This window comes from Dactylosporangium sp. CA-139066, from assembly GCF_050936175.1.
Classification (GTDB): Bacteria; Actinomycetota; Actinomycetes; order Mycobacteriales; family Micromonosporaceae; genus Dactylosporangium.
Genome location: NZ_JBNJNH010000002.1, coordinates 2,292,775 through 2,319,410 on the forward strand (window position 1 = coordinate 2,292,775; position 26,636 = coordinate 2,319,410).

The following is a 26,636-nucleotide window of genomic DNA, read 5'->3' on the forward strand; positions in this document are numbered from 1 at the left end:
CGATCCCCGGAGCGGTCGATCGGTTCCCGCGTTGTGCGGTCAGTTCGGCAACACGGTCGGTGACAGGTCGGCCTCCTGCCAGGCGTGGGCATCCGAGGAGACCCGGGCCGGGTTGCCCAGGGACGCGAAGCCGTTGTCGACCGGGGTGATGGCGCCGCCCGGTCCGGACTCGGTGACGAAGCGCTCCCCGTCGTTGCTGTCCAGGAACAGCACGTCGTTGTCGACCTGGATCCACAGCATGAGGGAGCGGTCCGGGCGGATCAGCGCCCCGAACGGGTGGTTGTCCAGCGTCTTGAGCGCGGCCGGCAGCTCCACCGGGTCGTGGATCTCGCGCCAGTCGCGGCCGCCGTCGACCGTGCGGAAGAGCCGGATCTGGCGGCTGTACCGCACGAAGGCCCACGCGTTCTGACCGTCCTGGGTCACCACCGTCGGCACGTCGATGCCGGGCGGGGCGTCCAGGGTGCGCGCCACCCAGCTGTGGCCCTGGTCGGTGCTCACGCTGACCGCCGGCGCCCCGCTGTGCAGGTCGGCGCCGGCGACCCACCACCCGGCGGTCACCGGCGCGTCGCTGACGACCGTGCGCCGCGCCATCGGGGGCTGGCCGACCCGGCTCAGCTCGCCGTCAACGGCGCGCACGCCGAACAGGTCGCCATACTGCACCAGCTGCACCGCCCGGTCCTGCGCGCCCAGCGGAAGCCACTCGGTCGGCCCGATCACGACCTGGCCCTGGCCCGGCGACTGGCTCGGCGAGGCCTTGGCCGCCCCGGTCAGGTCGAAGCGCACCGAGGAGCGCGAGCCGCCGCTGACCTCGCCGCTGAGCATGTAGGCGCCGGCGCCGATGCGGGTCAGCTGGACGCCGCTGATCTTGTCCAGCGGGCTCGTGCGCAGCGCGTCGATCACGTAGGGCGCGGCGAGGTCGGACTTCTCGCTGCCCATCGCGATGACCTGCAGGCTGCAGCGGCGGGCCTGCGGCACGTCGACGCAGACGTCGACCGCGGCGACCAGGTGCGGCAGGTCGCCGGCCGCGGCGAGCACGGTCTTCGTGGTCGGGTACTTGTAGTTGTCCGTGGTGCTCGGCGAGACGGTCGGCGCCGTCAGGTCGCCGAGGTCGGGGTTGGGCCCGAGGACCGCCGGGGCCGGCCGGCCGAACACCCCGGCCAGCGCGACCGGCGCGAGCACGGCCAGCGTGCCGACGAGCGCGCCGGCCACCGCCATCCGGTCGCGCATCTTCACGCGGCCGGCCCGGCGGTAGAGCGTCGTGAAGTCGGGGACCCAGGTGGCCGCCTCGATCTGCGCGCGGAGGGTGCGGAAGTCCAGGTCAGGGCGCATCGCGAACCCCCTGGCTGCGGTCCGCTCGCACCTGCACCTGTGGCGCCGGCACCTGGCCGGGCGGCGGGCTCAGCGGCAGGCCCCGGCGCTGGTCACCGTCGCCCGCCTCGACGTCGCTGAGCAGCGTGGCGAGCATCGCGCGGCCGCGGGACAGGCGCGCCTTGACGGTGCCGACGGGCACACCCAGCGCGTCGGCCACCTCGTGCACCGACATGTCGGCCAGGTGGTGCAGCACAATCGTCTCCCGCGTGGCCTGCGACAGCTGCTGCAGAGCGGCGACCAGGGCGACCCGGTTGGGGTCGATCCCGGGCACGCTTTCCACCGGACGGGCGACCCGGCCGCTGCGAACCAGTGTGTCGAACAGGCGACGGCGGCGCCAGCGCGTGCGTGCAAGGTTCATGGCGACGGTGCGCAGCCACGCCTCCGGGTCGGCGACGTCGAGGAACTGCCGGGGCCGGGCGAGGGCCCGCGCGTATGCCTCCTGGACGAGGTCCTGCGCCTCGGCATGGTCGCCGGTCAGCGCATACAGCGCGGCCACGAGGCGGCGGTAGTGCGCCTGGTACGCATCGCGCACGGCCTCGCGCGCCTCGAGTTCCTCGCCCACACGCCACCTCCCTCACCCTCACGTTATCCAGACAGACGCCTGTGTGGGCTCCGCGGTTGCGCCCTGTCAGAATGGCGGGCATGTCGTCTCCCGCCCGGCCCCGGGTGCTATCCGGGATCCAGCCCACCGCCGACTCGTTCCACCTGGGCAACTACCTCGGTGCCCTGCGCAACTGGGTGGCCATGCAGGAGACGCACGACACCTTCTACTGCGTGGTCGACCTGCACGCGATCACGATGGGCCACGACCCGGCGCTGCTGCGTAAGCGCACCCGGGTGAGCGCCGCCCAGCTCCTCGCCGTCGGCCTCGACCCGGAGCTGTGCACCCTGTTCGTGCAGAGCCACGTCACCGAGCACCCGCAGCTCGCCTGGGTGATGAACTGCCTGACCGGCTTCGGCGAGGCCAGCCGGATGACCCAGTTCAAGGACAAGTCGGCCAAGCAGGGCGCCGACCGCACCAGCGTCGGGCTGTTCACCTACCCGATCCTGCAGGCGGCGGACATCCTGCTGTACCACGCCGACGCCGTGCCGGTCGGCGAGGACCAGCGCCAGCACCTGGAGCTCACGCGCGACCTGGCCCAGCGCTTCAACACCACGTTCGGCCCGACGTTCACCGTCCCGGCGCCGTTCATCATCAAGGACACCGCCAAGATCACCGACCTGCAGGAGCCGACGGCGAAGATGTCGAAGTCGGCGTCGACCGCCAACGGCCTCGTCGAGCTGCTCGAGGAGCCGGCCCGGATCGCCAAGAAGATCAAGTCGGCGGTCACCGACACCGGCCGCGAGATCATCTTCGACCAGGTCAACAAGCCCGGCGTGTCCAACCTGCTCACGATCTACGCGGCCCTGACCGGCCGGACGATCGACGACCTCGTCGCGGCGTACGACGGGCGCGGCTACGGCGACCTCAAGAAGGACCTCGCCGAGGTCGTGGTCGAGTTCGTCAAGCCGATCCAGCAGCGCACCCACGCCTACCTCGACGACCCGGCGCAGCTGGACAAGCTGCTCGCCATCGGCGCCGAGAAGGCCCGCGCGGTGGCGGCGCCGACCCTGCGGACGGTGTACGACCGCATCGGCTTCCTCGCCCCCGGCGCTGCTTCGCACTGAGGTGGACACGACCACCATCGGCGTCGCGATCGACATCCCGCAGCCATGGGGCGGCGAGCTCACCGCCGCCCGCCTGGCCGCCGGGGACCGGGTCGCGCAGTACGTGCCGGCCCACGTCACCCTGCTCGGCCCGACCGAGGTCGACGCCGACGACGTGCCCGTCATCGACGCGTACCTGGCCCGGGTCGCCCGCACGCACCCGGCCTTCACGATCCAGCTGCGCGGCACCGGCACCTTCCGCCCGGTCACCCAGGTCGTGTTCGTCGCCGTCGCGGCGGGCATCAGTGAGTGCGAGCGCCTGCACGAGGCCGTGCTCGCCGCCGAGCCGATCCGGGCGGCGGCCCGCTTCCCGTACCACCCCCACGTCACGGTCGCCCACGACGTGCCCGCGCCGCAGCTCGACGCCGCGTTCGCCGACCTGTCCTCCTACGAGGCGTCGTTCCCCGTCGACGGGTTCACGCTCTTCGAGCACGACTCCCAGGGCCGGTGGCGTCCCTATGCGGAGTACCGCCTGACGACGGACGATTGAGGGGTGGGAACCCTCGACCGGCTGGAGGCCGGCTTCGACCGCATGGTCGCCGCGGGGCGGCGCCGGTCCCGGGTGTTCGATCATTTCTGGCGGGCCCAGCAGCGGTACTTCGACGTCGACGCCGTCCGCCTGGCCGCCGCCACGGCGTACTACGGATTCTTCGCCGTCTTCGCCATGGTGGTCGTGCTGTTCTTCATCCTCGGCCAGGTCCTCGGCGGCAACAAGCTCGTGGTCGAGCGGGTGCAGGTCTACCTGGCGGCCAACCTGCCGCAGCTGCACTCCGACGAGATCTTCGCCGGCAGCCAGCAGATCGGCCTGCTCGCCCTGGTCGGCCTCGTCATCGCGGGCGTCGGCTGGGTGGAGAACCTGCGCTCCTCGCAGCGGGCCCTGTGGCAGCTGCAGGAGCACCCCGGCAACCCGGTCGTGCGCTGGCTGGTCGACCTCGCCGTGCTGGTCGCCCTGGGCCTGCTGCTCCTCATCTCGATCGGCGTGTTCGCGGGCGTGCAGGAACTGCTGTACTGGCTGGCCGGCGACTCGGGCCAGGACCCGGTCCGGGTCGCGTTGCGCGCGTCCTCGACCGTCCTGTCGGGCGTCGTCGACGTGTTCCTCGGCGCCGCGTTGCTGCTCGGCGTCCCGCGCCTGCGCATGTCGCTGCGCCGCCTGTGGCCCTCGGCGCTGCTGTTCGCGGTCGGCCTCGGCCTGCTCAAGACGCTGGGGAAGCTGTACATCACCCGGACCGAGCACAACCCGGCCTACCAGTTGGTGGCGGGCACGATCGGGCTGCTGCTGTACATGTACCTGCTGCATCAGCTCTTGTTGTTCTCGGCCGCCCTGGCCGCGACCAGCCCGCACGGCCGCGTGGTGGACCTGGCCGGCGGCGCCCCCCGCGCCGACGTGCAGGCCGCCCGCCGCGCCGCGGAACTGGTCGAACAGGCCGCGGAACAGGCCGACCACGCCGCCGGCGCGGCGGCCCACATCATGCCGTCCGGCGGTTCGGCGGGTGCTGGGCGCCCCGAACCGTCATGATGGGCGCCGTGGGTGCACTCGTGACTTTGGACCTGCCGGCCGACGCGCCGGCGCTGACCCTGCCGTGGATCATCACCTTCGGCCCGATGAACGACGATGAGGAATGGGAGCCGGTCGTATGCGGCCCCTATGAGCGCGCGCACGCTTTGGCGCTGGCCGAGGCGGTGGTGGCCGACGAGGAGCTGATGGCGGTCGTGGAGCCGCTGCAGCCGCACGTGACGGTCGCCCAGATCCAGGGCGACATCGCCGCGTCGCGGATGGCCGCGGAGAACGAGGACCTCGAGACCGCCGCCATGGACGCCGAGCTGGCCGGCTACGACGACCACGACCATGAGCACGGCGACGACCACACGCACGAGCCGCCGTCGGTCGAAGAGATCCGCTCCGGCTTCGCACGCATCGCCGCGAAACTCACGAACTAAGCGTCACGCGGCCGCCACCCGGGGTGAGATCGCAAGATCGAATTTTTTGGGGTGGGCTAGGCTGAGGCAGGGAAACGGACGGCGGCGGGCCGGGTGGTCCGTCGGTCCCGCTCCATCCAGACCGTCGTGTTGGGCGGCAAGGCGCCGCCCACCGGCGAGCTGGCCGGCACCGGCTCGCGCGGCAGCCCGAACGCCGAGCCGCCGAAGTTCGTCGCGACCAAGGCCCCTCGGTCGCCACGTCAGGGCGGCGGCGGCCCCAGGCGCGGCGCCGCGCGGTAGAGGCTGAGCATCGAGTCGGCGTCGGTGCGCTGGGCGGCGACCGTGCGGGACCGTCCAGTCGGGGCATCGACAGCCAAGAATGAGCGCTCGCCGGGCCCGAGGCCGAACGGCGGGGCGTCGCCCGACTAGCCGTTGTGGTCCGGCTCGGTGCCGCTGCGGGTGGGCGTGGGCTTCGTCGAGGCCCGGCCAGGGCAGCGGGCGCGGCAGCCGTCGCGGTTCGGCTCGGCGCCGCCGGAGCGGAGCCGCCGCTGGGGCCGGCGCGGGCGTCGTCGGGCTGGTCGAGGACCTCGGGCAGGCTTAGCTCCTCGCCCTGGTGCAGGTACGCGGACCCGGGCAGGCCGAGCATGAGCAGCGCGGCGGCGCGGGCCCGTCGCGCCGTCGCCGAAACGGGGTCACGGTCCGGCGGCGATCATGGTTGGACAGCACCCGCGTGGGCGGCGGCCGACCTCGGGCGCGGCGGCTCATGGGCCACGTCCACGCGAAAGCCGCCGAACGCCGCGATCCAGCCAGAAGCGCAGAACGCCCTCGAACTCCTTGCGAGCGTCCAAATTATTCCCATTCAGACCGAATTGCGCTGAATCGAAGGGATGTAGATGTCGCGATCCGTCCGGCGGGCCGGGGGCGACCACGTAACGGTCCCGCAGGTCCGACGTGAAGCACGGATGCAGAGAGAAGAGGTATGGCGGCCAGCAGTGCCGTGGCGAAGGCAGGCTCCAGGTCGAGGTGGTCAGCCGCCGTCGATCATGGGGGAGCGGCAGAACGGCGACAGCCACAGCGCGTCGAACCACCAGCCGATCCCATCCCCGTCGGAGCCGGCGAAGCTACCGATCCCGGGTCGCCTTGAGGGCCGAAAGGAACCAGGCCCACCGATGCATGGTCGACGGGATCGGTGGCCAGCCGTTGATCGTCGCCATGAGCTGCCAATATCGCTCCGCCCGCGGCTCGATCGCCCCCTCCAGGGCCGCGATCACCTCGTCGCGCAGCTCGGGCGAGTCGCGGCGACCCGCCGTCTCGGCCCACCGGGCCATGACCTCGTCGACCGCCGCGGCCGGCGACGGGGTGCCCTGGTCCGCGGCCGACGCCACCAGCTCGACGAACCACTTGATCTCCGACATGTCCGTCGGCACGACCCGCGAGGCGCCGGGCGCGAAGCTGCGCCGGCCCATCTCGCGCAGCCGGGCCCGGAAGTCCTCCTCGCGCAGCATCTCGGCCAGCTCGATCCACGCGTCGACCTGCTCGTCCGTCGGCTCGTCCGGCAGGTCCGCCGACACGCTGCGCATCCCCGCGGTGAACTCCCGCGATTCGTCCGAATCCGAAATATCCGAAAAAATGCTGTCGAAGAACTCGGAGACGATCCGCTGCCGCTCGTCGGCGCCGGCCTGGGCGATCTTGGCGATGCGCTCCAGGTCGTCGCCGCTGAGCAGGCGGTCCCGGCTGGCGGCGCGCAGGGCCGCTCGTCGCAGCCGCAGCACCCGGATCTGCGCGCCCAGCGCCTCCGCGTGGGCGGCGGCGACCGAGCGCAGGTCCGCCCCGCGGTCGAGCACCTGGCGGATCGTGGCCAAATCCAGGCCGAGCTCGCGCAGCGTGCGGACGAACTCCAGCCGGACGATCGAGGCGTGGTCGTAGCGGCGGTAGCCGGCCCGCGACCGCTCGGCCTCCGGCACCAGGCCGACGTCCGAGTAGTACCGGATCGTCTTGACCGGCAGCCCGGTGAGGCGCGACAGCTCGCCGATGTTCATGTCCCGGATCCTCGACCCTCCAGCAGGGGGAGAGTCAACGGGCGGCTACGTTGCCCCGGTGGAACCTTTGCGGCTCACCCTCCTCTTCATCCACCTGATCGGCTTCGCGCTGCTGCTGGGTGGTTCGGTCGCGCAGTACCTCTCCGGCCGGCTGCGCATCAACCCGGCCATGCTCTGGGGCTCGATCATCCAGGTGGTCACCGGCCTCGGCCTGGCCGCTCCGCTGCGCGGCGGCGGCGATCACGAGCCGCCCACGGCGAAGCTCGCCGTGAAGCTCGTGATCGGGCTGATGATTTTCGTCATGGCGTTCTTCTCGCGTAAACGGGACGAGGTCAACCGCGGCCATTTTCTCGCATTGGTCGGCTTAACGATCGCTAACGCCGCGGTTGCCGTGTTTTGGCGGTAACTGCCGTGTTACAAGATCGATCCCACGAGGCGGACGGGACCGCTGGCACGTCACGGCCCTATAACGCACTCCTCCCAACCCGGCAGCGAAGGCAGGAACTGCACCACCGAGGGCGTACGCTCCCGCGGTGGGTTCACCGCGTTGGGGCGGTGCATTGGGAAGGGAGACCGTCTTGCGCCGAGTGCGTGGGATGAAGGTTCTCGCGGCCGCCGCGGTGGCGTTTGTCGCGTTGGGCACGGTCGCCGCTTGCGGTGACAGCAAGGACAGCGGGACGGGCAGCGACAACGGCAGCGCGCCCGCCGCCAAGAAGAACGTCAAGGTCGGCCTGGCCTTCGACATCGGCGGCCGTGGCGACAAGTCCTTCAACGACTCCGCCGCCGCGGGTCTGGACCGGGTCAAGAGCGACCTCAACCTCGAGGTCAAGGACCTGGCCGCGGTCGCCGGCGAGACCGAGAACGACAAGTACTCGCGGCTGAAGCTGCTGTGCACCAGCGGCTACAACCCGGTGATCGCCGTCGGCTTCGTCTACGACGGCGCCGACGCCAAGAACGGCCCGCTCGCGCGCGCCGCCAAGGACTGCCCGAACACCAAGTTCGCGATCGTCGACGGCGGCACCCAGGCGGACAACGTGGCCGACCTGACCTTCGCCGAGGAGCAGGGATCCTACCTGGTCGGCGTCGCGGCCGCGCTCAAGTCGAAGAAGGGCACGGTCGGCTTCATCGGCGGCTGCCAGGTGGACCTGATCAAGAAGTTCGAGGCGGGCTTCACCGCCGGCGCCAAGGCCACCAAGCCCGACATCAAGGTGCTGAGCAACTACCTGTCGACCCCGGCCGAGGCCTGCAAGGGCTTCAACGACCCGGCGGGTGGCAAGACGGCGGCGAGCGGCATGTACGACCAGGGCGCGGACATCGTCTACGCGGCCGCCGGCGGCTCCGGCACCGGCGTCTTCGAGGCCGCGAAGGACAAGAAGGCCCTGGCCATCGGCGTCGACTCGGACCAGTACAACACCGTCACCGACGCGTCGCTCAAGCCGGTCATCATGACCTCGATGCTCAAGCGCGTCGACAACGCCGTGTTCAACTTCGTCAAGGACTTCGCCGCGGGCAACTTCAAGGCCGGCGCGACCGTCTTCGACCTCAAGGTCGACGGCGTCGGCTACGCCACCTCCGGCGGCCAGGTCGACGACATCAAGGACAAGCTCGACGCGGCCAAGGCCGACATCGTGTCGGGTAAGGTCACCGTACCTACCAAGTAGTAACCGTAGCTACCAAGTAGTAGTAGACAACGGGTGAGCGGCGGGGGACTGTGATCCGGTCCCCCGCCATTCATCTGTTAGAGGGAGCCTGGATGACCGCGGACGCGCCCGCCGTCGAACTGAAGGGAATCACCAAGAGATTCCCCGGCGTCGTGGCCAACTCCGACGTCAATCTCACCGTCCGCAAGGGCACGATCCACGCGATCGTGGGCGAGAACGGCGCCGGCAAGTCGACCCTGATGAAGATCCTGTACGGCATGCAGCCCCCTGACGAGGGCGAGATCGTCGTCGACGGGCGCAGGGTGCGCTTCTCCTCGCCGCAGGGCGCGATCGACGCCGGCATCGGCATGGTGCACCAGCACTTCATGCTCGCCGACAACTTCACGGTCACCGAGAACGTGGTGCTCGGCGCCGAGAAGCTGCACGGGATCGGGGCCGGGGCCAAGAACAAGATCAAAGAGATTTCGCAGCGGTACGGCCTGGGCGTGCGACCGGACGCACTGGTGGAAGACCTCGGCGTCGGCGACCGCCAGCGCGTCGAGATCCTCAAGGTGCTCTACCGCGGCGCGCGGATCCTGATCCTCGACGAGCCGACCGCGGTGCTCGTCCCGCAGGAGGTCGACGAGCTCTTCGGCAACCTCCGCGAGCTCATCCGCGAGGGCCTGACCGTCCTGTTCATCTCGCACAAGCTCGACGAGGTGCGCGGGGTGGCCGACGACATCACGGTCATCCGCCGCGGCACCACGGTCGCCGCGGTCAAACCGGCCGACGTGACCGCCCGCCAGCTGGCCACCCTCATGGTCGGCAGCGAGCTGCCCAGCCCGGAGGCGCGCGAGTCGACCGTCACCGACGAGCCGGCCCTGGTCGTCTCGGGGCTCACGGTCCTCGGCCCGGAGGGCCGCCCGGTCGTGGACAACGCGACCTTCACCATCCACCGGGGCGAGGTCGTCGGCATCGCCGGCGTCGAGGGCAACGGCCAGGCCGAGCTGGCCGAGGCGATCCTCGGCGTGCGCCCGGCGACCGGCACGATCCTGCTCGGCGGCGAGGACGTCACCGCCTGGCCGACCCGGCGCCGCCGCGAGGCCGGCATCGGCTACGTGCCGGAGGACCGCCACCGCCACGGCCTGCTGCTGGACGCGCCGCTGTGGGAGAACCGCATCCTCGGCCACCAGACCGAGCGGCCCAACGCCCGCGGCTTCCTCATCGACGTCGGCGGGGCCCGCCGTGACACGCAGCGGATCGTCGAGCAGTACGACGTACGCACCCCCAGCATCGACGTGGCCGCGGGCGCGCTGTCCGGCGGCAACCAGCAGAAGCTGATCGTCGGGCGGGAGATGAGCCACGAGCCGAAGGTCCTCATCGCCGCCCACCCGACCCGCGGGGTCGACGTCGGCGCCCAGGCCGCCATCTGGGACCACATCCGCAACGCCCGGATCGCCGGCATGGGCGTACTGCTGATCTCGGCCGACCTCGACGAGCTCATCGGCCTGTCGGACTCCCTCAAGGTGATCTACGGCGGGCGGCTGGTGGCCGACGCCGACCCGTCGACCGTCACCCCCGAACAGCTGGGCGTCGCCATGACCGGCGCCACGACCGAGGAGGCGTCCGAGTGACCTCGGTGACCACCGCCGCCCCGCCCCCGTTCTGGCGGCGTATCGACCCGGCCAAGCTGGTGCCGCAGCTCATCGCCCCGGTCGCCGCGCTGCTGCTGGCCGCCGCGATCTCCTCGATCGCGCTGCTCATCAGCGACAAGGACCCGGTCCAGGCCTTCACCGACATGTACAACTTCGGCATCACGCCGGACTCGCAGGTGGAGATCCTGAACAAGGCGAGCGAGTACTACATCGCCGCCGTCGCGGTCGCCATCGGCTTCAAGATGGGCCTGTTCAACATCGGCGTCGAGGGCCAGTCCAAGGTCGCCGCGTTCATGGCCGGCTCGCTGGCCAGCGCCTCGTTCATGAAGTGGATGCCCGGCTCGCTGCGGATCGTGATGATCATCATCGTGGCGATGCTGGTCGGCGCCGCCTGGGCCTCGATCGCCGCGCTGCTCAAGACCCAGCGCGGGGTCAGCGAGGTCATCTCGACCCTGATGCTCAACTCCATCGGCGCGCTGGTCGTGACGTGGCTGCTCAACGACCACTGGGGCGTGCAGGAGCCGGGCGCGCAGATCAAGACGACCGGCATCCTCCCCGAGGACTCCTGGTTCCCCGGCCTGCCGATCATCTCCGGCACCGACCAGAAGGTGCTCGGCTTCCTGATCATCTCGATCGTGCTCGGCGTCGGCTACTGGTTCACGATCAACCGCACCCGCTTCGGCTTCGACCTGCGGGCGACGGGCTACAACCCGTTCGCCGCGTCGGCCAGCGGCGTCAACGCCAAGCGGATGATCATCACCGCGATGCTCATCTCGGGCGCGATCGCCGGCCTGGTCAACCTGCCCCGCATGCTCGGCGAGAGCCACACCTACACCGAGGGCTTCGGCGGCATCGGCTTCACCGGCATCGCCGTGGCGCTGCTCGGGCGCAACCACCCGGTCGGCATGGCGCTCGGCGCGGTGCTCTGGGGCTTCCTGGCCCGCTCGCAGCTGATCCTGGACCTCGACGGCATCCCGAAGGAGATCGTCCTGATCATGCAGGGCGTCGCCGTGCTGTCCGTCGTCATCGCCTACGAGCTGGCCGCCCGCATCGGCCGGCGTGCACAGCAGCGACGCGTCGGCGCCGCCACCGCGGCGGCCCCGGTCGGCTCGGCCCCGCTCGCCACGAGCTCGGAGGAGTCCAAATGAGCACCGACGCCATGCTCTCGACCGCCGCGTCGGGCACCCCGGAGACGCCCAAGCGGCGCCGGCTGAGCACCCCGCGGATCCTGCTGATCATCGCCGGCGTGCTCGTCGGGCTTTCCCTGGTACACCTGCTGACCGGCGCGGACGACGTCACCTCGCAGGGCGCCATCCAGGCCGCGCTGCAGGCGGCGATCCCGCTCGGCCTGGCCGGACTGGGCGGGCTGTGGTCCGAGCGGGCCGGCGTGGTCAACATCGGCCTCGAGGGCCAGATGATCCTCGGCACGTGGTTCGGCGCCTGGGGCAGCCTGCAGTACGGCCCCTGGGCCGGCCTGGCGCTGGGCATCCTCGGTGGCGCGATCGGCGGCCTCATCCACGCCCTCGCGACCGTCACGTTCGGCGTCGACCACATCATCTCCGGCGTCGCGATGACGATCCTGGCGCCGGGCATCGCGCGGTACCTCTCCTTCCTCGCGTGGAACGGCACCCCCGGCGCCGGCCCGACGCAGTCGCCGACGGTCAAGCCGCTGCCGCGGGTCTCCGTGCCCGGCGTGGACAGCCTGGCCTCCCTCGAGCGGCACCACTGGTTCCTGGTCAGCGACGTGGCCGGCGTGCTGCGCGGCCTGCTCGTGGACGTGTCGGTCGTGACGATCCTGGCCGTGCTGCTCATCCCGCTGACCTGGCTGGTGCTGTGGCGCACGTCGTTCGGGCTGCGCGTGCGGTCGGTGGGCGAGGACCCGCAGGCCGCCGAGAGCCTGGGCATCAACGTGTACAAGTACAAGTACTACGGCGTGATCATCTCCGGCGCGATGGCGGGCCTCGGTGGGGTGTTCCTGTCGACCGTGAGCTCGGTCATCTACCGGGAGGGCCAGACCGGCGGCCGCGGCTACATCGGCCTCGCGGCCATGATCTTCGGCAACTGGCGGCCGGGCGGCCTGGCGCTGGGCGCGTCGCTGTTCGGCTACACCGACGCCCTGCAGCTGCGCCGCGGCTCCGAGTCGGTGCACGCGCTGCTGATCCTGGTCGGCGCGCTGCTGCTGGCCCTGGCCGTGTGGGAGACGATCCGGCGCAACCGCGTGGTCGCGATCGCCTCGGCGGTGCTGGGCGTGCTGTCGTACGTCATCTTCTTCGCCGTCGACAAGATCCCCACGGCGCTGGTGCAGGCCGCGCCGTACATCACGGTGCTGGTGGTCCTGGCCCTGGCCGCGCAGCGGTTGCGAATGCCCGCGGCCGACGGCAAGCCCTATCGCCGCGGCGGATGATGAGGGCGGGGCAGACTAGGGCTGTGAACATCGACTGGGCCGCGCTGCGCAGCGCGGCCATCACCGCCATGGAACGGGCCTACGCCCCCTACTCGAAGTTCCCGGTCGGCGCGGCCGCGCTCGTCGACGACGGCCGGATCGTGGTCGGCTGCAACGTCGAGAACGCCTCCTACGGCCTCGGCCTGTGCGCCGAGTGCGGCCTGGTCGGGAGCCTTCAGGTGACCGGCGGCGGCCGGCTGGTCGCGCTGGCCTGCGTCGACGCCGACGGGCGCCCGCTCATGCCGTGCGGGCGCTGCCGGCAGCTGCTGTGGGAGCACGGCGGTTCGGCGCTGCTCATCGACCACGCGAGCGGGCCGCTGCCGATGTCGGCCCTGCTGCCGCACGCCTTCGACAACGAGGACCTGGACCGCATCGCGGCCGAGCGCGCCGAGCAGGACCGCCGTCCGGCCGTGCCGGCCGCGCTCGCGCTGAAGGTCGGCAGCGGCACCGTGTTCGTCCACCCCGACATCGCCGACGGGCGGCAGGTCTGGACGTCGTACTGGGAACGCTCGTCCGGCACCGCCGACGACGAGCCGGCGGGCATCCTGGAGGAGGGCCCGATCTTCGCCACCGCCCCCGAGGCGGTCGAGTGGGGCCGCATCCGCACCCCGCGGGTCGTGGTCGTCGACGCGCAGGGCACCGCGAGCTGGGCCGGGGACACCCCGCGCCCGGCCGGCATCGAACGAGACTGGAGCACCCGATGAGCTTCGCGGCCGTGGACGTCATCCGCGCCAAGCGTGACAAGGGCGTGCTGAGCGACGAGCAGATCGACTGGGTCGTCGCCGCGTACACCCGGGGCGAGGTGGCCGACGAGCAGATGTCGGCGCTGGCGATGGCGATCCTGCTCAACGGCATGACGCCGGGGGAGATCGCCCGCTGGACGGCGGCGATGATCGCGTCGGGGGAGCGGCTGGACCTGACCGGGGTCGGGCGCCCCACGGTCGACAAGCACTCCACCGGCGGCGTCGGCGACAAGATCACTCTGCCGCTCACGCCGCTCGTGGCCGCCTGCGGCGCCGCCGTACCGCAGCTGTCCGGCCGCGGCCTGGGCCACACCGGCGGCACGCTGGACAAGCTGGAGGCGGTGCGCGGCTTCGGCACGAAGCTGTCCAATGAGGAGTTCGTCGAGCAGCTGCGCACCGTCGGCGCCGCCATCTGCGCCGCGGGGGAGGGCCTGGCCCCGGCCGACCGCAAGCTCTACGCGCTGCGCGACGTCACCGGCACCGTCGAGGCGATTCCCCTCATCGCCAGCTCGATCATGAGCAAGAAGATCGCCGAGGGCACCTCCGCGCTCGTGCTGGACGTCAAGTTCGGCTCCGGCGCCTTCATGCGCGAGGTCGCCGACGCCCGCGAGCTGGCCCGCACCATGGTCGAGCTCGGCAAGGCCCACGGCGTCACCACGGTCGCCCTGCTCACCGACATGGAGATCCCGCTGGGCCGCGCCGTCGGCCACTCGATCGAGGTCGAGGAGTCCCTGGAGGTCCTGGCCGGCGGCGGCCCGCAGGACGTGGTCACGCTGACCCTCGCCCTGGCCCGGGAGATGCTCGACGCCGTCGGCCTCGGCGACATCGATCCGCAGCAGGCGATCGCCGACGGCCGCGCGATGGACTCGTGGCGCGCGCTGGTGCGGGCCCAGGGCGGCGACCCGGACGCCCCGCTGCCGGTCGCCAACGAGGTCGAGACCATCACCGCGGACGAGGACGGCTTCGTGGCCACCATGGACGCCTACGCGGTCGGCGTGGCCGCCTGGCGCCTGGGCGCGGGCCGCGCCCGCAAGGAGGACCCGGTGAGCGCCTCGGCCGGCATCTGGCTGCGCCGCAAGCCCGGCGAGGCGGTCAAGGCCGGCGACGTGATCATGGAGCTGCGCGCGGAGGACCCCGCGAAGCTGCCCGCCGCGCTGGAGGTGGCCCGCGGCGCCGTTACGGTCACCGGGGCGCCCCTGGCCAAGCGGCCCTTGATTCTCGACCGGATCTCCTGATGTACACCCCATCTGAACGGTTGGCTATTGTGCGCGGGTGAGCGTCACGGCGCCGGATCCGCAGCGGGTGCGGGAGGCAAGCCTGGAGGAGCTGCACCGCCTGCGGCTCCCACTTCCCCCGCCCGACTTCCCGCTGGTCTGGGAGCCGGGTGATCAGGTCGACCTGCGCCCCGGCGGCGAGATCGAGGCGCGGGCCGCCTGCCTGAACGTGGTCCTGGCCCGCGCCCTCGGCATGCCGCCCGAGCTGGCCCTGCAGTGGCTGGATGAGTCCCGGCTGGTGGATCGCCTGACGCCGCCGGAGTGGCAGTTCGTCGCCGACGGCACGGGCGACGAGCGCTCCTTCGCGCTGCACCTGGAGGCCCTGTTCGCCCTGTCCTGGCTGCTGGGCATCGCGCTGGACCTGGATCCCCTGCTGCGCTGTGCCGCCGAGGGCCTGCTGGAGCGCCTGCCCAACCTGGCGCAGGGCGAGAGCTTCGACGCCTGGCGCCGCCGCACGCTGGCCGCCCCGCGCTCGCCCCTGGCCGCCGCCGCTCAGCTGGACCTTTATTACTGCCTGGACCGCTCCATCCTGGAGGCCGAGCGCAGCCGCCTGCCGCTGCCCGGCGAGGCCGACTCCAACACGGTGGGCCAGCGCCGGTGGGCCCTGGAGTGGGCGGTGGTCTTCACCGGCCCGTACCACGGCGCCCCGCCCGGCTGGGAGCAGGTGGACCTGTCGACCTGAGCGGATAAATCCGCCTATGCCCTACTTTCGCGCCGTTGCCACGCCGTGAGGTCGACGTCCAGGGTCGCGGCGATCGGCTCGGTCATCGCGTCGAGAGCGCGGGCGATCGCGGCCGGTTCGGTGTGCCACGCGCTCGGCCCCATGCCGACGAGGGCGTGCGCGTCGGCTCGCGACAGGGCCAGCGGCGCGCGGACCCGCCGCTGCGCCGCCTGGACGAACCACTCGTCCAGGCTCTTGTGCAGGCGCTCCCGCTTGGCCGGGTCGACCCGGATCAGCCCGAGCGCGTCGACCAGCTCGGCCAGGTGACCCTCGGCCGGGGTGGCCACGACGAGCCGGCCGCCGGGGCGCAGCACCCGCGCGAACTCCGCGCCGGACCGCGGGGCGAACACGTCCAGGATCACGGCGGCCGCGCCGTCGGCGATGGGCAGGCCCTGCCAGATGTCGGCCCGGATCGCGCCGATCCGCTCGCCGGCCCGGGCCGCGCGACGCAGGGCGGCCTTGGAGGTGTCGACGGCGATCCCGGCGTGTTCGGTTTGTCCGACGCATCGCGCCAGGTAGTACGCGGTGCCGGCCCCGACCTCCACCACGAGACCCTCGGCCGTCGCCTCCGCGGCGATCGCGGACGCGAGCGGTTCGAAGTGGCCGGCCGCGAGCAGCGCCGACCGGGCTTGCACCATCTCCGCGGTGTCGCCGGTGTGGGCGGGGCGGCCGGCGGTCAGGTCGACGTACCCCTGCCGGGCGATATCGAACGAGTGCCCGTTGCCGCACCGTAGCGCCCGCTCGGCGGGGGACAGCGACTCGCGGCATACCGGACAGCGCAGATGAGTGATGACGGCGGGGTGCACAGCACTAGTGTCGGTGCATGGCTGTACCTACGTACGACGAGATCCGTCGCGCACCCAAGGCCCTGCTGCACGATCACCTGGACGGGGGGCTGCGGCCCGCCACGATCCTCGACCTCGCCGCCGGGATCGGCCACGAGCTGCCCGCGGCGACGCCCGAGGGGCTCGGCGAGTGGTTCGTCGCCGCCGCCGACTCGGGGTCCCTGGAGCGGTACCTCACCACCTTCGCCCACACCGTGGCCGTCATGCAGACGGCGGTCGCGCTGAAGCGGGTCGCCCGGGAGTGTGCGCTGGACCTTGCGGCGGACGGGGTGGTGTACGCGGAGGTCCGCTTCGCCCCCGAACAGCACCTGGAGCGGGGCCTGACGCTGCCCGAGGTCGTCGAGGCGGTGCTCGACGGGTTCCGCGACGGCTCGGCCGAGGCGGCGGCGCAGGGCACCCCGATCCGGGTCGGCACGCTGCTCACCGCGATGCGCCACGCGGCGCGCTCGATGGAGATCGCCGAGCTCTCCATCCGGTACCGCGACGCCGGCGTCGTCGGGTTCGACATCGCCGGAGCGGAGGCCGGATACCCGCCCACCCGGCACCTGGACGCGTTCGAGTACCTCCAGCGCGAGAACTCACATTTCACCATCCACGCCGGCGAGGCGTTCGGCCTGCCGTCGATCTGGCAGGCGCTGCAGTGGTGCGGCGCGGACCGGCTCGGGCACGGGGTGCGCATCGTCGACGACATCGGCCCGGACAACACCCTCGGCCGGCTCGCGGCCTACGTGCGGGACAAGCGGATACCGCTGGAGCTCTGCCCGTCCTCCAACGTGCAGACCGGCGCCGCCGCCTCGATCCGGGAACACCCGATCGGGTTGCTGCGTGACCTGCGCTTCCGCGTGACCGTGAACACCGACAACCGGCTCATGAGCGGCACCAGCATGACGCGTGAGATGGCGCTGCTCGTCGAGGCGTTCGGCTACGGTTGGCCGGAATTGCAGTGGTTCACGGTGAACGCGATGAAGAGTGCCTTCATTCCGTTCGACGAGCGGCTGGCGTTGATCAACGATGTCATCAAGCCGGCGTACGCGAAGTTGACCTGATGTCCGCATTTGTCGCCGACGATCATCTGGGTGTATCGGGTAAACCGCCCAGCGTAGGCGGACGATCGGCCTAAATCCGAGCCATCTGGACATTTCTTGCGTACCTGTACATAGGGAACACCGGTAGACCTGGGCTTTCTTCTTGGCACGGGACATGGTGGAATCTCGGAGGTCTGGCCCAGTAGGGTCGGCCGGTCGCGGGTGCCTGCTGTTCCACAAGGCGCCGGTTCGGAGGGCGGTGAAGTGAGCAAACGGCCATCGACGCGGGAGCCGGCCTCGTCGCGTCTGCGTTTCCCGATCGGCCGGCTCCGAGACCTGCCAATTTGGTCCAAGCTGGGCCTGATCATGATCGTCCCGATCATCGCCACGATCGTGGTGGGCACCAACGGCCTCGTGAACAACATCGGCGAGGCGAACGACGCCGACCGGGCGCGGACCCTGTCCGGGCTGTCGGCCCAGGCGTCGGCCCTGGTCCACGAGCTGCAGAGCGAGCGCGCCAACGCGGCGCTGCTGCTCGGCGTCATCACCGACCAGGCCGCCACCGTCGAGGCCAAGAGCGTCTACGAGCGGCAGATCCAGAAGACCGACGACGCGGCGAAGCAGTACCGCCTCACCCGGTCCGGCCTGGCCGACCCGCCGGCGGACTTCCGCGACCAGCTCGCCTCGATCGACACGCAGCTGGGCGACCTCGCCGGCATGCGCAAGCAGATCAGCGACGGTGGCAAGGAGATCCTGGCCAGCACCGTGGTCGGCCGCTACCGCACCCTGATCGACGACCTGCTCGGCATCCGCGACTCCGCGGCGGGGCTGTCCAACAACCCGTCGCTCGGCGCCGACATGCGCGCCGCGGCCGCCATCTCCGAGATGAAGGAGCAGGTGTCCCTCGAGCGCGAGGTCGTGCTCCGGGCGCTCACCACGACCCAGTTCACGCCGCAGCTACGCAAGGAGTTCGCCTCCGCGGTCGCCGGTCGTGACCAGGCCGAGGAGCAGTTCCGGGTCAACTCGCAGCCGTGGCACCGCGACCTGTACGACAAGAAGATCTCCGGCTCCGACCTGCGCGAGGCCCAGAAGTTCGAGGGCGAGCTGACGCCGCTGACCACCGAGGCGCTGCCCGAGGGCATCTTCAAGGCGGCCGACTGGGACAACGCGATGGTCAACCGCGCCAACCTGCTGCGCGGCATCGAGATCGAGTTCGACGAGCACAACATCGAGAACGCCACGGCGCACCGCAACGACCTGCAGCGCCAGGTGCTCGTCACCGCCGGCCTCCTGCTCGGCATGCTGCTGCTCGCGATCCTCTTCGCCTGGATCGTGGCCCGGTCGATGGCCCGCTCGCTGCGCGAGCTGCGCCACGGCGCGCTCACGGTTGCGCAGTTCGGCCTGCCCCAGGCGGTGCAGCGCCTGCGCGACCCGTCGCTGGCCACGCAGATGTCGCCGCACCAGCTCGCCCTGCAGATCGCCGAGCCGCTGCCCATTCGCAGCCGCGACGAGTTCGGCCAGGTGGCCGAGGCGTTCAACGCCGTCCACCTCGAGGCCGTGCGCACCGCGGCCGAGCAGGCCGCCCTGCGAGCCAGCGTTGCGACGATGTTCGTCAACCTCGCCCGCCGCTCCCAGATCCTGGTCGACCGGCTCATCGGTCACCTGGACCGGCTGGAGCGCGGCGAGGAGGACCCGGACCGCCTGGCCGAGCTCTTCCAGCTCGACCACCTGGCCACCCGGATGCGCCGCAACGACGAAAACCTCCTGGTCCTCGCCGGCGCCGACTCCACGCGCATCCAGCGCGAGCCGGCGCCGCTGATGGACGTGCTGCGCGCCGCGCAGTCCGAGGTCGAGCACTACACGCGCATCGAGTTCGGCATGATCGACCGGGACATCGAGATCGCGGCCCACGCGGTCAACGACATGGTCCACCTGGTCGCCGAGCTGCTCGACAACGCGACGGCGTTCTCGCCGCCGGACTCGGCGGTCATCGTCGAGGCCCGCCGCGTGGGCGACCGCTCGGTGCTGCTGGTCGAGGACCACGGCATCGGCATCTCGCCCGAGCAGCTGTCCGAGCTCAACGATCGCCTGGCCAACCCGCCGATGGTCGACGTGGCCGTCTCCCGGATGATGGGCCTGGTCGTGGTCGCCCGGCTGGCGGCCCGGCACGGCGTCAAGGTCGAGCTGCGGGCGGCGCGCGAGCGCGGCACCATCGCCGACATGACGCTGCCGGCCGGCGTGCTCGTGCCGCGGGCGCTGTCCGGGCGCTTGGCCGCCGGGATGCCGAGCGCCGGCATGCCCGCCGTCGGCCCCAACGACGTCGTCCAGGCGCGGCCGATCCCGTCGGCGCCGGCGCCGCGTTCCCCGCTCTCCTCGCCGCTGGCGCTCGAGAGCGGCCCGACCCCGGGCGGCCTCGGCGGCGGCCTGAGCGGCGCGGGTCGCGGCCCCGGCGGCGGTAGCGGACCCCGCTTCGGCACCCTCACCAGCAGCGGCCTCTTCGGCGGCGGCGGCGGCCAGAGCAACACGGGCGAGCGCCCGACCGTCAACGGCTTCGCCAACGGCACTCCGCCGCGCCCGGCCCCGCCCGAGCCCCCGGCCCGCCCGTCCCTGCCGCCCAGCGGCGGCGGGTTCGAGCGCGGGGACAGCTTCGCGGGCCAGAGCGGATACAGCGACCAGGGTGGCTACGGCGACCGCGGCAACGGCCGCGGCGGCTTCGGCGCCGGCAACGGCTTCGGTTCCGGCAACGGCGCGGGCGACCGGCCGGGTGCGGGCGACCGGACCGGCGGTGGCCGCAACCTCCCGGCGTGGTCGGACCTGACCGGCGTCGGCAACGACGCGTTCGCGCCGAGCCGACCGGACACGCCGAGCCCGCAGGACCGCCCGGGCCGCGCGGACCGGACGGGCGACCTCGGCGCGCTGCCGCAGCGCCGCGCCAACGAGTCCTGGCCGTCCGACGACGTCGACGCCGAGGAGGTCAGCGGGCCCATCCCGCGGCAGCGCCCCGGCTTCCCCACCTACGACGAGGCCCCCGCGGGCCCGCCCCCGGCGCCCGCCCCGGCGCCGGTCGCGTGGCCGCCCGCCGAGCCCGAGCCGCCGCGCCCCGCGCCGCAGCCCGAGCCCTACGCGCCCGTCGACATGACGGCGGAGATCCCGCGGGTCCGTCTGGACTGGGATCCTCCGGCGAACGAAAGCGACGCTCGCGACTCTCGCCAGCGTTTCGTGGACGAGACGATGGAGCTGCCGATCTTCCGGGAGCTCGAGTCGGCCTGGTTCACGACCAAGCGGCAGCCCCTGGATGAACCGCCGCCGGCGGCTGCTCCCGCCCCTGCTCAGCCCTCCCCGAGCACCCGCCCGGTCGAGGTCACGTACAGTGAAGCGCCGCCTCCATACGTGCCTCCGCAGCGATTTGAAACCCGTAGTCCGGGTGAAGCTTCGCGAGGTTCGGCCGACCGGGCGTCGAGCGGTTCGGCAGTAAACTGGCAAACTGCTGCAGACGAAGGATGGCAGGCGGCAGCGGCACTCGCTGAGGCGCAGGAATTTACGACTACCGACATTGGTTTGCCCAAGCGCGTTCCGATGTCGCAGTTGGTTCCAGGCGGCGTTGAAAAGAACACCACCGTTGCGCACAAGCGGACGCCGGAGTCCGTGCGCGGTCTGTTGTCGGCGTATCACCGAGGCGTTCAGCGCGGCCGCACGCGGTCCGACGACTCGAAAACCCCGGAGCCGACTTCGGCCGGGCCTCAAAACTCGCAGGTTGGCAAGGAGCAAGAGGCATGACATCTACGCAGGATCTCGGTTGGCTGCTCGCCAACTTCGCGGACCGAGTGCCGGGGGTCGCCCACGCGGTCGCCGTCTCGGCGGACGGTCTGCTGTTGGCTGCTTCTCGCGACCTGCCCCGCGACCGCGGTGATCAGCTCGCGGCGATCGCCTCGGGTCTGGTGTCCCTGACCCAGGGCGCGTCGCGGTGCTTCGAGGGCGGCGCGGTGCTGCAGACTGTCGTCGAAATGGACAACGGCTTCCTGTTCCTCATGTCGATCTCCGACGGCTCGTCGTTCGCGGTCCTCGCGGCCCGCGCCTGCGACGTCGGTCAGGTCGGCTACGAAATGGCGCTGCTGGTCGACCGGGTCGGTGACGCGCTGACGCCGCCGCCACGGCCTGCCGCTTCGATGCTCGGCTGAAGCTGAACCAGGTGACAGAGCAGTTTTTGTCAGGCTTACCAATATCTAGGCTGCTAACAGCCGAAGTGGCTGCTTACGAGGCCCGACGAGTGAGGAGGTGAACGGCGAACATGGCCGAACGCGATGAGCCAACGGGCGCGTTGGTAAGGCCGTACGCCGTCACCCGAGGTCGCACCCGGCCCAAGCTGGAGATTGCGATCGAGGCGCTGGTCGAGACCACCGTGCGTGGCCGGGCGGCGAATACCCGGCCGGGCGGTGCTCACGGCCAGGAGCAGCAATACATTTCCACGCTTTGCGACGGGCGCCTGCAGTCCCTCGCCGAGATCGCGGCGCGCATGCAGCTCCCGCTGGGTGTCGCCCGCGTCATCGTCGCGGACATGGCTGCCGACGGACTGGTCGCGGTGTACGAGCCGACCTCGCTCGACGAAAACGAGTCGGTGGGCACAGAACTGCTTGAGAGGGTGCTGAGTGGACTTCGGAGGCTCTGACGTGGCGCACCGCCCAGGGCGGGTCACGTCAGCGAAGATCGTCATCGCCGGTGGGTTCGGCGTGGGCAAGACCACACTGGTCGGCTCGGTCTCGGAGATCACGCCGCTGACCACCGAGGCCATCATGACCTCCGCCGGTGTCGGTGTGGATGACACCCGCAATGTGCCCGGCAAGACGACGACCACGGTCGCGATGGACTTCGGTCGTATCTCGATCGACCGGGACCTGATCCTGTACCTGTTCGGCACCCCGGGCCAGACGCGTTTCTGGTTCATGTGGGACGAGCTGGTGCGCGGGGCCATCGGGGCGGTCGTGATGGTGGACACGCGGCGCCTCGCCGACTGCTTCGCCGCGATCGACTTCTTCGAGCACCGGCGGCTGCCGTACCTGGTGGCCATCAACTGCTTCGACGGCGTGCAGTACCACAACGCCGACGACGTGCGCGAGGCGCTCGCGATCTCGAGCGACGTGCCCGTCGTCTCGTGCGACGCGCGCTCCCGCGAGTCGACGAAGAACGTGCTCATCTCGCTGGTCGAGTACGTCCTGTCGATGCGCCGGACCCGCGCCACCGCGCCGGCGTAAGCAGCGCCGCGCACCACAACTGCACAGCAGCACGGCACCCCTCAGCCGCAGCCGCGCACCGAGTAGCCCACAGGGCCGCCCGGTGCGCGTTTGTGTTGTGCCTCCTGTACGCAGCGTACCCATCCAACCGCACCAGGCATTCGCCGCTCTCGCAATGCCGCCCGCGCCCGCGACGACCCGAGCAGATCCGATATGTCCGCCACTCCGTGACGGACATATCGGATTTTTCGGTTATGTGACGGTTGATCGGCGGCGATGGACCCGCAGGGCGTCCGCCCCTGCCGCGACTCTGGTGTGCCTTTAGACGGCCCTGAATGCCGCCTGGGCTCACGGCGGCGCCTGGGGGACACCCGGTCAGGGGCGGACCGCTCACGGCGATCCTGGGCGGCGTGGGAGTGCCGGATGCGGGATGGCGGGGCGTGGACCGCTCACGGCGATCCTGGGCGGCGTGGGAGTGCCGGATGCGGGAGGCGCAACGACAAGGGCCGCCTCCCCCGAGGGGAAGCGGCCCTTGATCGGGCGTTGCTCAGCGGCGCGCGGACCGGTACTCGTACTCGCGCTCCTGGTAGTCCCGGCTGCTCGCGTCCCGGCTGAAGTCCCAGCCACCCGCCGACTCGCGGCCCGGGCGACCGCCGACCGAGAAGCCGCCGACCTCCTGCCCGCGGCGCCAGCCGCGGAAGTAGCCGGTCGTGTGGGCGGCGATCTGGGCGGCGTCGCGGACGATCCGCAGCGGCCGCTCCGGGTTGTTGACCGGCGCGCCGGGCACCAGGTTCTGCTGCGGCACGCGGCGGGGCAGGCCCGAGCGGGTCTCGTCGCCGATCTCCGGAGCGGCGGCGCGCTGGGCCGCCTGCCAGGCGGTGTCGTTGGAGTTCTCCCACGCGGGGCGGGCGGCCTGGACCGCCGTCTCGCCGGTGGACTCGGCGTCCCAGTCGGTGAACCAGGCCGAGCGGGCCGCGGCAAAGATCAGCAGGTCGCCGTCGCCCTCGTCGGCCGGCTTGGCCGCGGCGGCCTCGCGCTCGGCGGTCGCGCGGCGCGAACGGCCGGCGCCCGAGCCGCTGCTGCGGGCCGTGGCGCGCTCCGCCGGGCGGTCCGAGTCGACCAGGCGCAGGGCGGGGGGCTCGAAGCGGAACTCGCCGCTGTACTCCCCGCTGAGCTCGTCCGGATATCCGCCCTTCAGCGCCGGGTCCGGCACGGGGGCCGGCTCGACCAGGCGCAGACCCGCCGGCTCGAGGGGCAGCTCGCCGGTCTGCCACGGCGGGGGCACGCGGCCCTCGCGCTGGCGGGGGAGCTCGACGTGGCGCTCGGCCGTGCGGGACCGCTCGCTGCGCGGGATCTCCGTGCGGGACCGCTCGGAGCGGGGGATCTCGGTCCGGGAACGCTCCGACCGCGGGATCTCGGTGCGCGAGCGCTCGGAGCGCGGGATCTCGGTGCGCGAAGTGTCGGGGAGCTCGGTGCGCGCGGCGGCGGGGAGGCTGCGCTCGTCCTCCTCGGCCCGGCCGCGCTCGGCCCGCCGCGACTCCGACCGGGTGAGCTGCTCGGCCCGCTCGGCCCGCTCGCGCTCGGCGCGGTTGCGCTCGGAGCGCGACATGCCGGCGGTGGGGTCGGAGGGCCGGGACAGCTCGGCGCGGGACAGCGCGGCGAACTCGCCGGAGCCGGACGCGGACCGGGACGCCTGGCCGGTGCCGAACGAGCTGGTCTCCAGGGCCGCCGCCTCGAGCGCCGAGAAGTCCGGCGGCTGCGGGATGTCGCTCAGCTTCGGCAGGCTGCTCAGCTCCGAGGGGGAGGCGAGCGGGTCGGCCCCGAACTTGTACGCGGCCGCCTCCGTCGCCGGCGTGTCCGACGCACCCAGCGGCCAGCCGGAGCGCGAGTCCGCCGCCGCGGTGGCCGTGTCGAGGGTCGGGGGCTCGCCGAGGGCGCTGAGGTCGCTCAGGCGCATGGCGCCGTTGTCGTGCGCGCCGCCGCCCGAGGTGGGCGCGGCCGAGACCGACGCGGCCGGCGGGGCCGAGGAGGGGCCGGACAGCGGGTCGTACGCGTACGGGTCGAACCGCGGCGGCTCGCCGACGAGCGGGGCGATGCCCGGCGGGGGCGGCGGCATGAGCGAGGTGTACTGCGGCTCGCTCGCCGTCGGCTGCGGCGGGATCACCGGGGCGGGCGCGACCGGCGGCGGCGCGACGGGCGCGGGGGCCACGGGCAGCGGCGCGACCGGCTGGGGCTGCGGGGGCGGCGCCTGCAGCGGCACCGGGATCGACTGCATGGAGGCCGGGACCGGCGGCTGGTAGGTCGGCGGGACCGGCGGCGCGGGCGCGTACATCGGCGTCGGCGGCTGGTAGGCGGCCGGCTGGTACGGCGGCGGCGCGGCGTGCGACGGCGGCGTGTAGCCGGGCGGCGTGGACGTCACCGGCGGCGCCGAGGTGACCCCGTACGCCGGCGGGGCCGACGAGACCTGACCGTAGGCGGGCGGGGCCGAGGAAACCTGGCCGTACGCCGGCGGGGCCGAGGAGATCTGCCCGTAGGTCGACCCGCTCGCCGCGGCCGGCGTGTAGCCGGGTGGGGTGGAGATGACCGGCGGGGTGGAGACGACCGCGGCCGGCGGCGCCGAGACGACCGGCGGCTGGGCCTGCGACGGCGGGGTCTGGGCGCGGCGGCGGCCGCCGACGGCGCGCGCGGCGGCCGACTCCTCGGCGCGGGCGGCCTCGGCGGCGCGGGACGCGGCCCGCGAGCGGGTCGGGGCCGCCTCGGCCGCGGCGGCCGGCGGGCGGGCGTTGGAGGCGACGGCGACGGCCCGCGAGCGGGACGGCATGCTTTCGTGGGCCGGGCTCGCGGCCTGGGCCGGGACGGCGCCCGGGCGCAGCGGGGTGGCCGGGGCGAGCGGCGTGGCCGGGCGCTGGCGCCCTGGTGCCACCCGCGGCACGGCCGGGGTCATCTTGTCCGCCAGTACCGCAACGAGAGCGGCGGCCGCGGCGTCGCTCGCGCGCACCGCGGCGACCGACTGCCTGATCGTCTCGGCGACGGCGTTGTTCATGGCTCGGTTGACGCCGGTGCGGCGGGGCGTCTCGGCGATCGCGACGCGCAGGGCGGTGATCGCCTCGCCGAGGGTGTCGGCGTCGGCCACGCCGGCCTTGGCGAGCTCGGCCACGACGGTCGCGTCGGCCTTGCGGCCGGTGGCGCCGCCGCCGAGGATGCCGGGCTCCGGCAGGGCGTCGAGGACGGCCAGCGGGATCGCCTCGGCCGGGTCGGGGTAGGCGCGCAGGGCGGCCGGGTAGAGCTCGCGGAGAACCTCGCGCAGCGTGGCCGCGGCGCTCTGCCGGCCGGAGACCACGGCGGCGTGCGCGGCCAGGACCGGCTTGAGCGGCAGCATGTCCCGCGGCGGGCTCTGGCCGACCGCGGAGAGCACGCCGGCCTGCAGCGCCCGGGCGAGCCCGACCGCGCGGCGCTCGGCGGCGCTGGACTGGATCTCCTCCGGCGACTCGTCGTCGGCGAAGCGCTCGGCGTAGTCGTCGGCCGAGTCGTCGTCGGTGAACGCGAGGTTGCGGCCGGCCGCGGTGAGCAGCTGGGTTACGACGTGGTCGTCGCTCTCGGCCGCGACCGCCACGGCGGACGTGCCGCCGGAGCGCTGCGCCAGCAGAGCGCTCAGCTCGGCGTAGCCGCCGGCGTCATCGCTCACCTCGCAGATGTCGATGAGTCGGCCGGCGTCGTCGACGACCGCGACGGTCAACCAGATGTCGGAACCCGACTGCGGCTCGGCGGGGTCAGCCGACGCCAGACCGCAGTACACCCGAACGAGCGCCACCGCGTCGTCCTCCTCTCGGGACATCGGTTGAGCTTTCGTCACGGCGGCGGGGACTGTCCCGGCTCCCCACCGACGTGTTGCCGCAGGTCAAACTGAACGACCTCTAGTGAACAGGTTGACGGCCGGTGACGCGATCAGCCGTTTCGGCTGAATGCCCCGCTGGCTGATCGTCGTCCACCGTCGCCACCCGTCCGGCTAGGGGCCGGGTCGGGCCCGC

General features: G+C 72.3%; 22 protein-coding genes. 17 read left to right on the forward strand and 5 right to left on the reverse strand.

The window, feature by feature from the left end; all coding sequences use genetic code 11:
• Positions 1-39: 39 nt before the first annotated feature.
• Positions 40-1,329, reverse strand: a complete 1,290-nt coding sequence (locus ACQEVU_RS55365) for a hypothetical protein (RefSeq protein WP_433339275.1) — start codon at positions 1,327-1,329, stop codon at positions 40-42.
• Positions 1,319-1,933, reverse strand: coding sequence for an RNA polymerase sigma factor (locus ACQEVU_RS55370; protein WP_433339276.1), 615 nt, complete (start codon positions 1,931-1,933; stop codon positions 1,319-1,321). The genes ACQEVU_RS55365 and ACQEVU_RS55370 overlap by 11 nt, the downstream gene beginning before the upstream one ends.
• A 71-nt stretch (positions 1,934-2,004) precedes the next feature.
• Here ACQEVU_RS55370 and trpS point away from each other — a divergent pair, with 71 nt between their 5' ends.
• From trpS to ACQEVU_RS55390, 4 genes are read left to right on the forward strand one after another with little or no spacing between them, the layout of a single operon-like run.
• On the forward strand, positions 2,005-3,039 hold the full coding sequence (gene trpS / locus ACQEVU_RS55375; RefSeq protein ID WP_433339277.1) for a tryptophan--tRNA ligase: 1,035 nt from the start codon (positions 2,005-2,007) through the stop codon (positions 3,037-3,039).
• 1 nt (position 3,040) lies between these two features.
• Positions 3,041-3,568 carry a 2'-5' RNA ligase family protein gene (locus ACQEVU_RS55380; protein ID WP_433339278.1) on the forward strand — a complete coding sequence of 176 codons (528 nt, stop codon included), beginning with the start codon at positions 3,041-3,043 and terminating at the stop codon, positions 3,566-3,568.
• A 3-nt stretch (positions 3,569-3,571) separates the two neighbouring features.
• Positions 3,572-4,594: a YihY/virulence factor BrkB family protein gene (locus ACQEVU_RS55385; RefSeq protein WP_433339279.1), complete on the forward strand. Its 1,023-nt coding sequence runs from the start codon at positions 3,572-3,574 to the stop codon at positions 4,592-4,594.
• A gap of 8 nt (positions 4,595-4,602) precedes the next feature.
• Entirely contained in the window at positions 4,603-5,016 is a 414-nt protein-coding gene (locus ACQEVU_RS55390) for a hypothetical protein (protein WP_433339280.1), read from the forward strand.
• Between the two features lie 1,100 nt (positions 5,017-6,116).
• Here the strand turns inward: ACQEVU_RS55390 and ACQEVU_RS55395 are convergent.
• Positions 6,117-7,034, reverse strand: a complete 918-nt coding sequence (locus tag ACQEVU_RS55395) for a MerR family transcriptional regulator (protein ID WP_433339281.1) — start codon at positions 7,032-7,034, stop codon at positions 6,117-6,119.
• A gap of 58 nt (positions 7,035-7,092) precedes the next feature.
• Between ACQEVU_RS55395 and ACQEVU_RS55400 the strand changes: the two genes are divergently transcribed.
• From ACQEVU_RS55400 to ACQEVU_RS55435, 8 genes are all read left to right on the forward strand, one after another.
• On the forward strand, positions 7,093-7,440 hold the full coding sequence (locus tag ACQEVU_RS55400) for a hypothetical protein (protein WP_433339282.1): 348 nt from the start codon (positions 7,093-7,095) through the stop codon (positions 7,438-7,440).
• Positions 7,441-7,630: 190 nt separating this feature from the next.
• Positions 7,631-8,695, forward strand: a complete 1,065-nt coding sequence (locus ACQEVU_RS55405; protein WP_433339283.1) for a BMP family lipoprotein — start codon at positions 7,631-7,633, stop codon at positions 8,693-8,695.
• Positions 8,696-8,787: 92 nt separating this feature from the next.
• The gene (locus ACQEVU_RS55410; protein ID WP_433339284.1) at positions 8,788-10,308 is read left to right on the forward strand and encodes an ABC transporter ATP-binding protein; all 1,521 of its coding nucleotides are present in this window, start codon (positions 8,788-8,790) and stop codon (positions 10,306-10,308) included.
• Positions 10,305-11,477 (forward strand): ABC transporter permease, encoded by a 1,173-nt coding sequence (locus ACQEVU_RS55415; RefSeq protein ID WP_433339285.1) that lies wholly within the window; start codon positions 10,305-10,307, stop codon positions 11,475-11,477. The genes ACQEVU_RS55410 and ACQEVU_RS55415 overlap by 4 nt, the downstream gene beginning before the upstream one ends.
• On the forward strand, positions 11,474-12,733 hold the full coding sequence (locus ACQEVU_RS55420; RefSeq protein ID WP_433339286.1) for an ABC transporter permease: 1,260 nt from the start codon (positions 11,474-11,476) through the stop codon (positions 12,731-12,733). The genes ACQEVU_RS55415 and ACQEVU_RS55420 overlap by 4 nt, the downstream gene beginning before the upstream one ends.
• A 23-nt stretch (positions 12,734-12,756) precedes the next feature.
• A complete protein-coding gene (locus ACQEVU_RS55425) occupies positions 12,757-13,476 on the forward strand; it encodes a cytidine deaminase (RefSeq protein WP_433339287.1) in 720 nt (239 codons plus the stop codon).
• Complete coding sequence (locus ACQEVU_RS55430) at positions 13,473-14,750, forward strand: thymidine phosphorylase (protein ID WP_433339288.1); 1,278 nt, start codon at positions 13,473-13,475, stop codon at positions 14,748-14,750. The genes ACQEVU_RS55425 and ACQEVU_RS55430 overlap by 4 nt, the downstream gene beginning before the upstream one ends.
• A gap of 37 nt (positions 14,751-14,787) precedes the next feature.
• A complete protein-coding gene (locus tag ACQEVU_RS55435) occupies positions 14,788-15,471 on the forward strand; it encodes a DUF4272 domain-containing protein (RefSeq protein WP_433339289.1) in 684 nt (227 codons plus the stop codon).
• A gap of 14 nt (positions 15,472-15,485) precedes the next feature.
• Here ACQEVU_RS55435 and ACQEVU_RS55440 read toward each other — a convergent pair whose 3' ends face one another.
• Positions 15,486-16,316, reverse strand: coding sequence for a putative RNA methyltransferase (locus ACQEVU_RS55440; protein ID WP_433339290.1), 831 nt, complete (start codon positions 16,314-16,316; stop codon positions 15,486-15,488).
• Positions 16,317-16,333: 17 nt separating this feature from the next.
• Here ACQEVU_RS55440 and ACQEVU_RS55445 point away from each other — a divergent pair, with 17 nt between their 5' ends.
• From ACQEVU_RS55445 to ACQEVU_RS55465, 5 genes are all read left to right on the forward strand, one after another.
• On the forward strand, positions 16,334-17,401 hold the full coding sequence (locus ACQEVU_RS55445) for an adenosine deaminase (protein WP_433339291.1): 1,068 nt from the start codon (positions 16,334-16,336) through the stop codon (positions 17,399-17,401).
• A 243-nt stretch (positions 17,402-17,644) separates the two neighbouring features.
• Positions 17,645-21,157, forward strand: a complete 3,513-nt coding sequence (locus ACQEVU_RS55450; RefSeq protein ID WP_433339292.1) for a sensor histidine kinase — start codon at positions 17,645-17,647, stop codon at positions 21,155-21,157.
• Entirely contained in the window at positions 21,154-21,558 is a 405-nt protein-coding gene (locus tag ACQEVU_RS55455) for a roadblock/LC7 domain-containing protein (RefSeq protein WP_389342733.1), read from the forward strand. The genes ACQEVU_RS55450 and ACQEVU_RS55455 overlap by 4 nt, the downstream gene beginning before the upstream one ends.
• 110 nt (positions 21,559-21,668) lie before the next feature.
• Positions 21,669-22,046, forward strand: coding sequence for a DUF742 domain-containing protein (locus ACQEVU_RS55460; protein ID WP_345124324.1), 378 nt, complete (start codon positions 21,669-21,671; stop codon positions 22,044-22,046).
• Entirely contained in the window at positions 22,027-22,629 is a 603-nt protein-coding gene (locus tag ACQEVU_RS55465) for a GTP-binding protein (protein WP_345124326.1), read from the forward strand. The genes ACQEVU_RS55460 and ACQEVU_RS55465 overlap by 20 nt, the downstream gene beginning before the upstream one ends.
• Positions 22,630-23,155: 526 nt before the next feature.
• On the opposite strand, the gene ACQEVU_RS55470 is transcribed toward ACQEVU_RS55465, so the two are convergent.
• The gene (locus tag ACQEVU_RS55470) at positions 23,156-26,443 is read right to left on the reverse strand and encodes a hypothetical protein (protein WP_433339293.1); all 3,288 of its coding nucleotides are present in this window, start codon (positions 26,441-26,443) and stop codon (positions 23,156-23,158) included.
• Positions 26,444-26,636 lie beyond the last annotated feature (193 nt).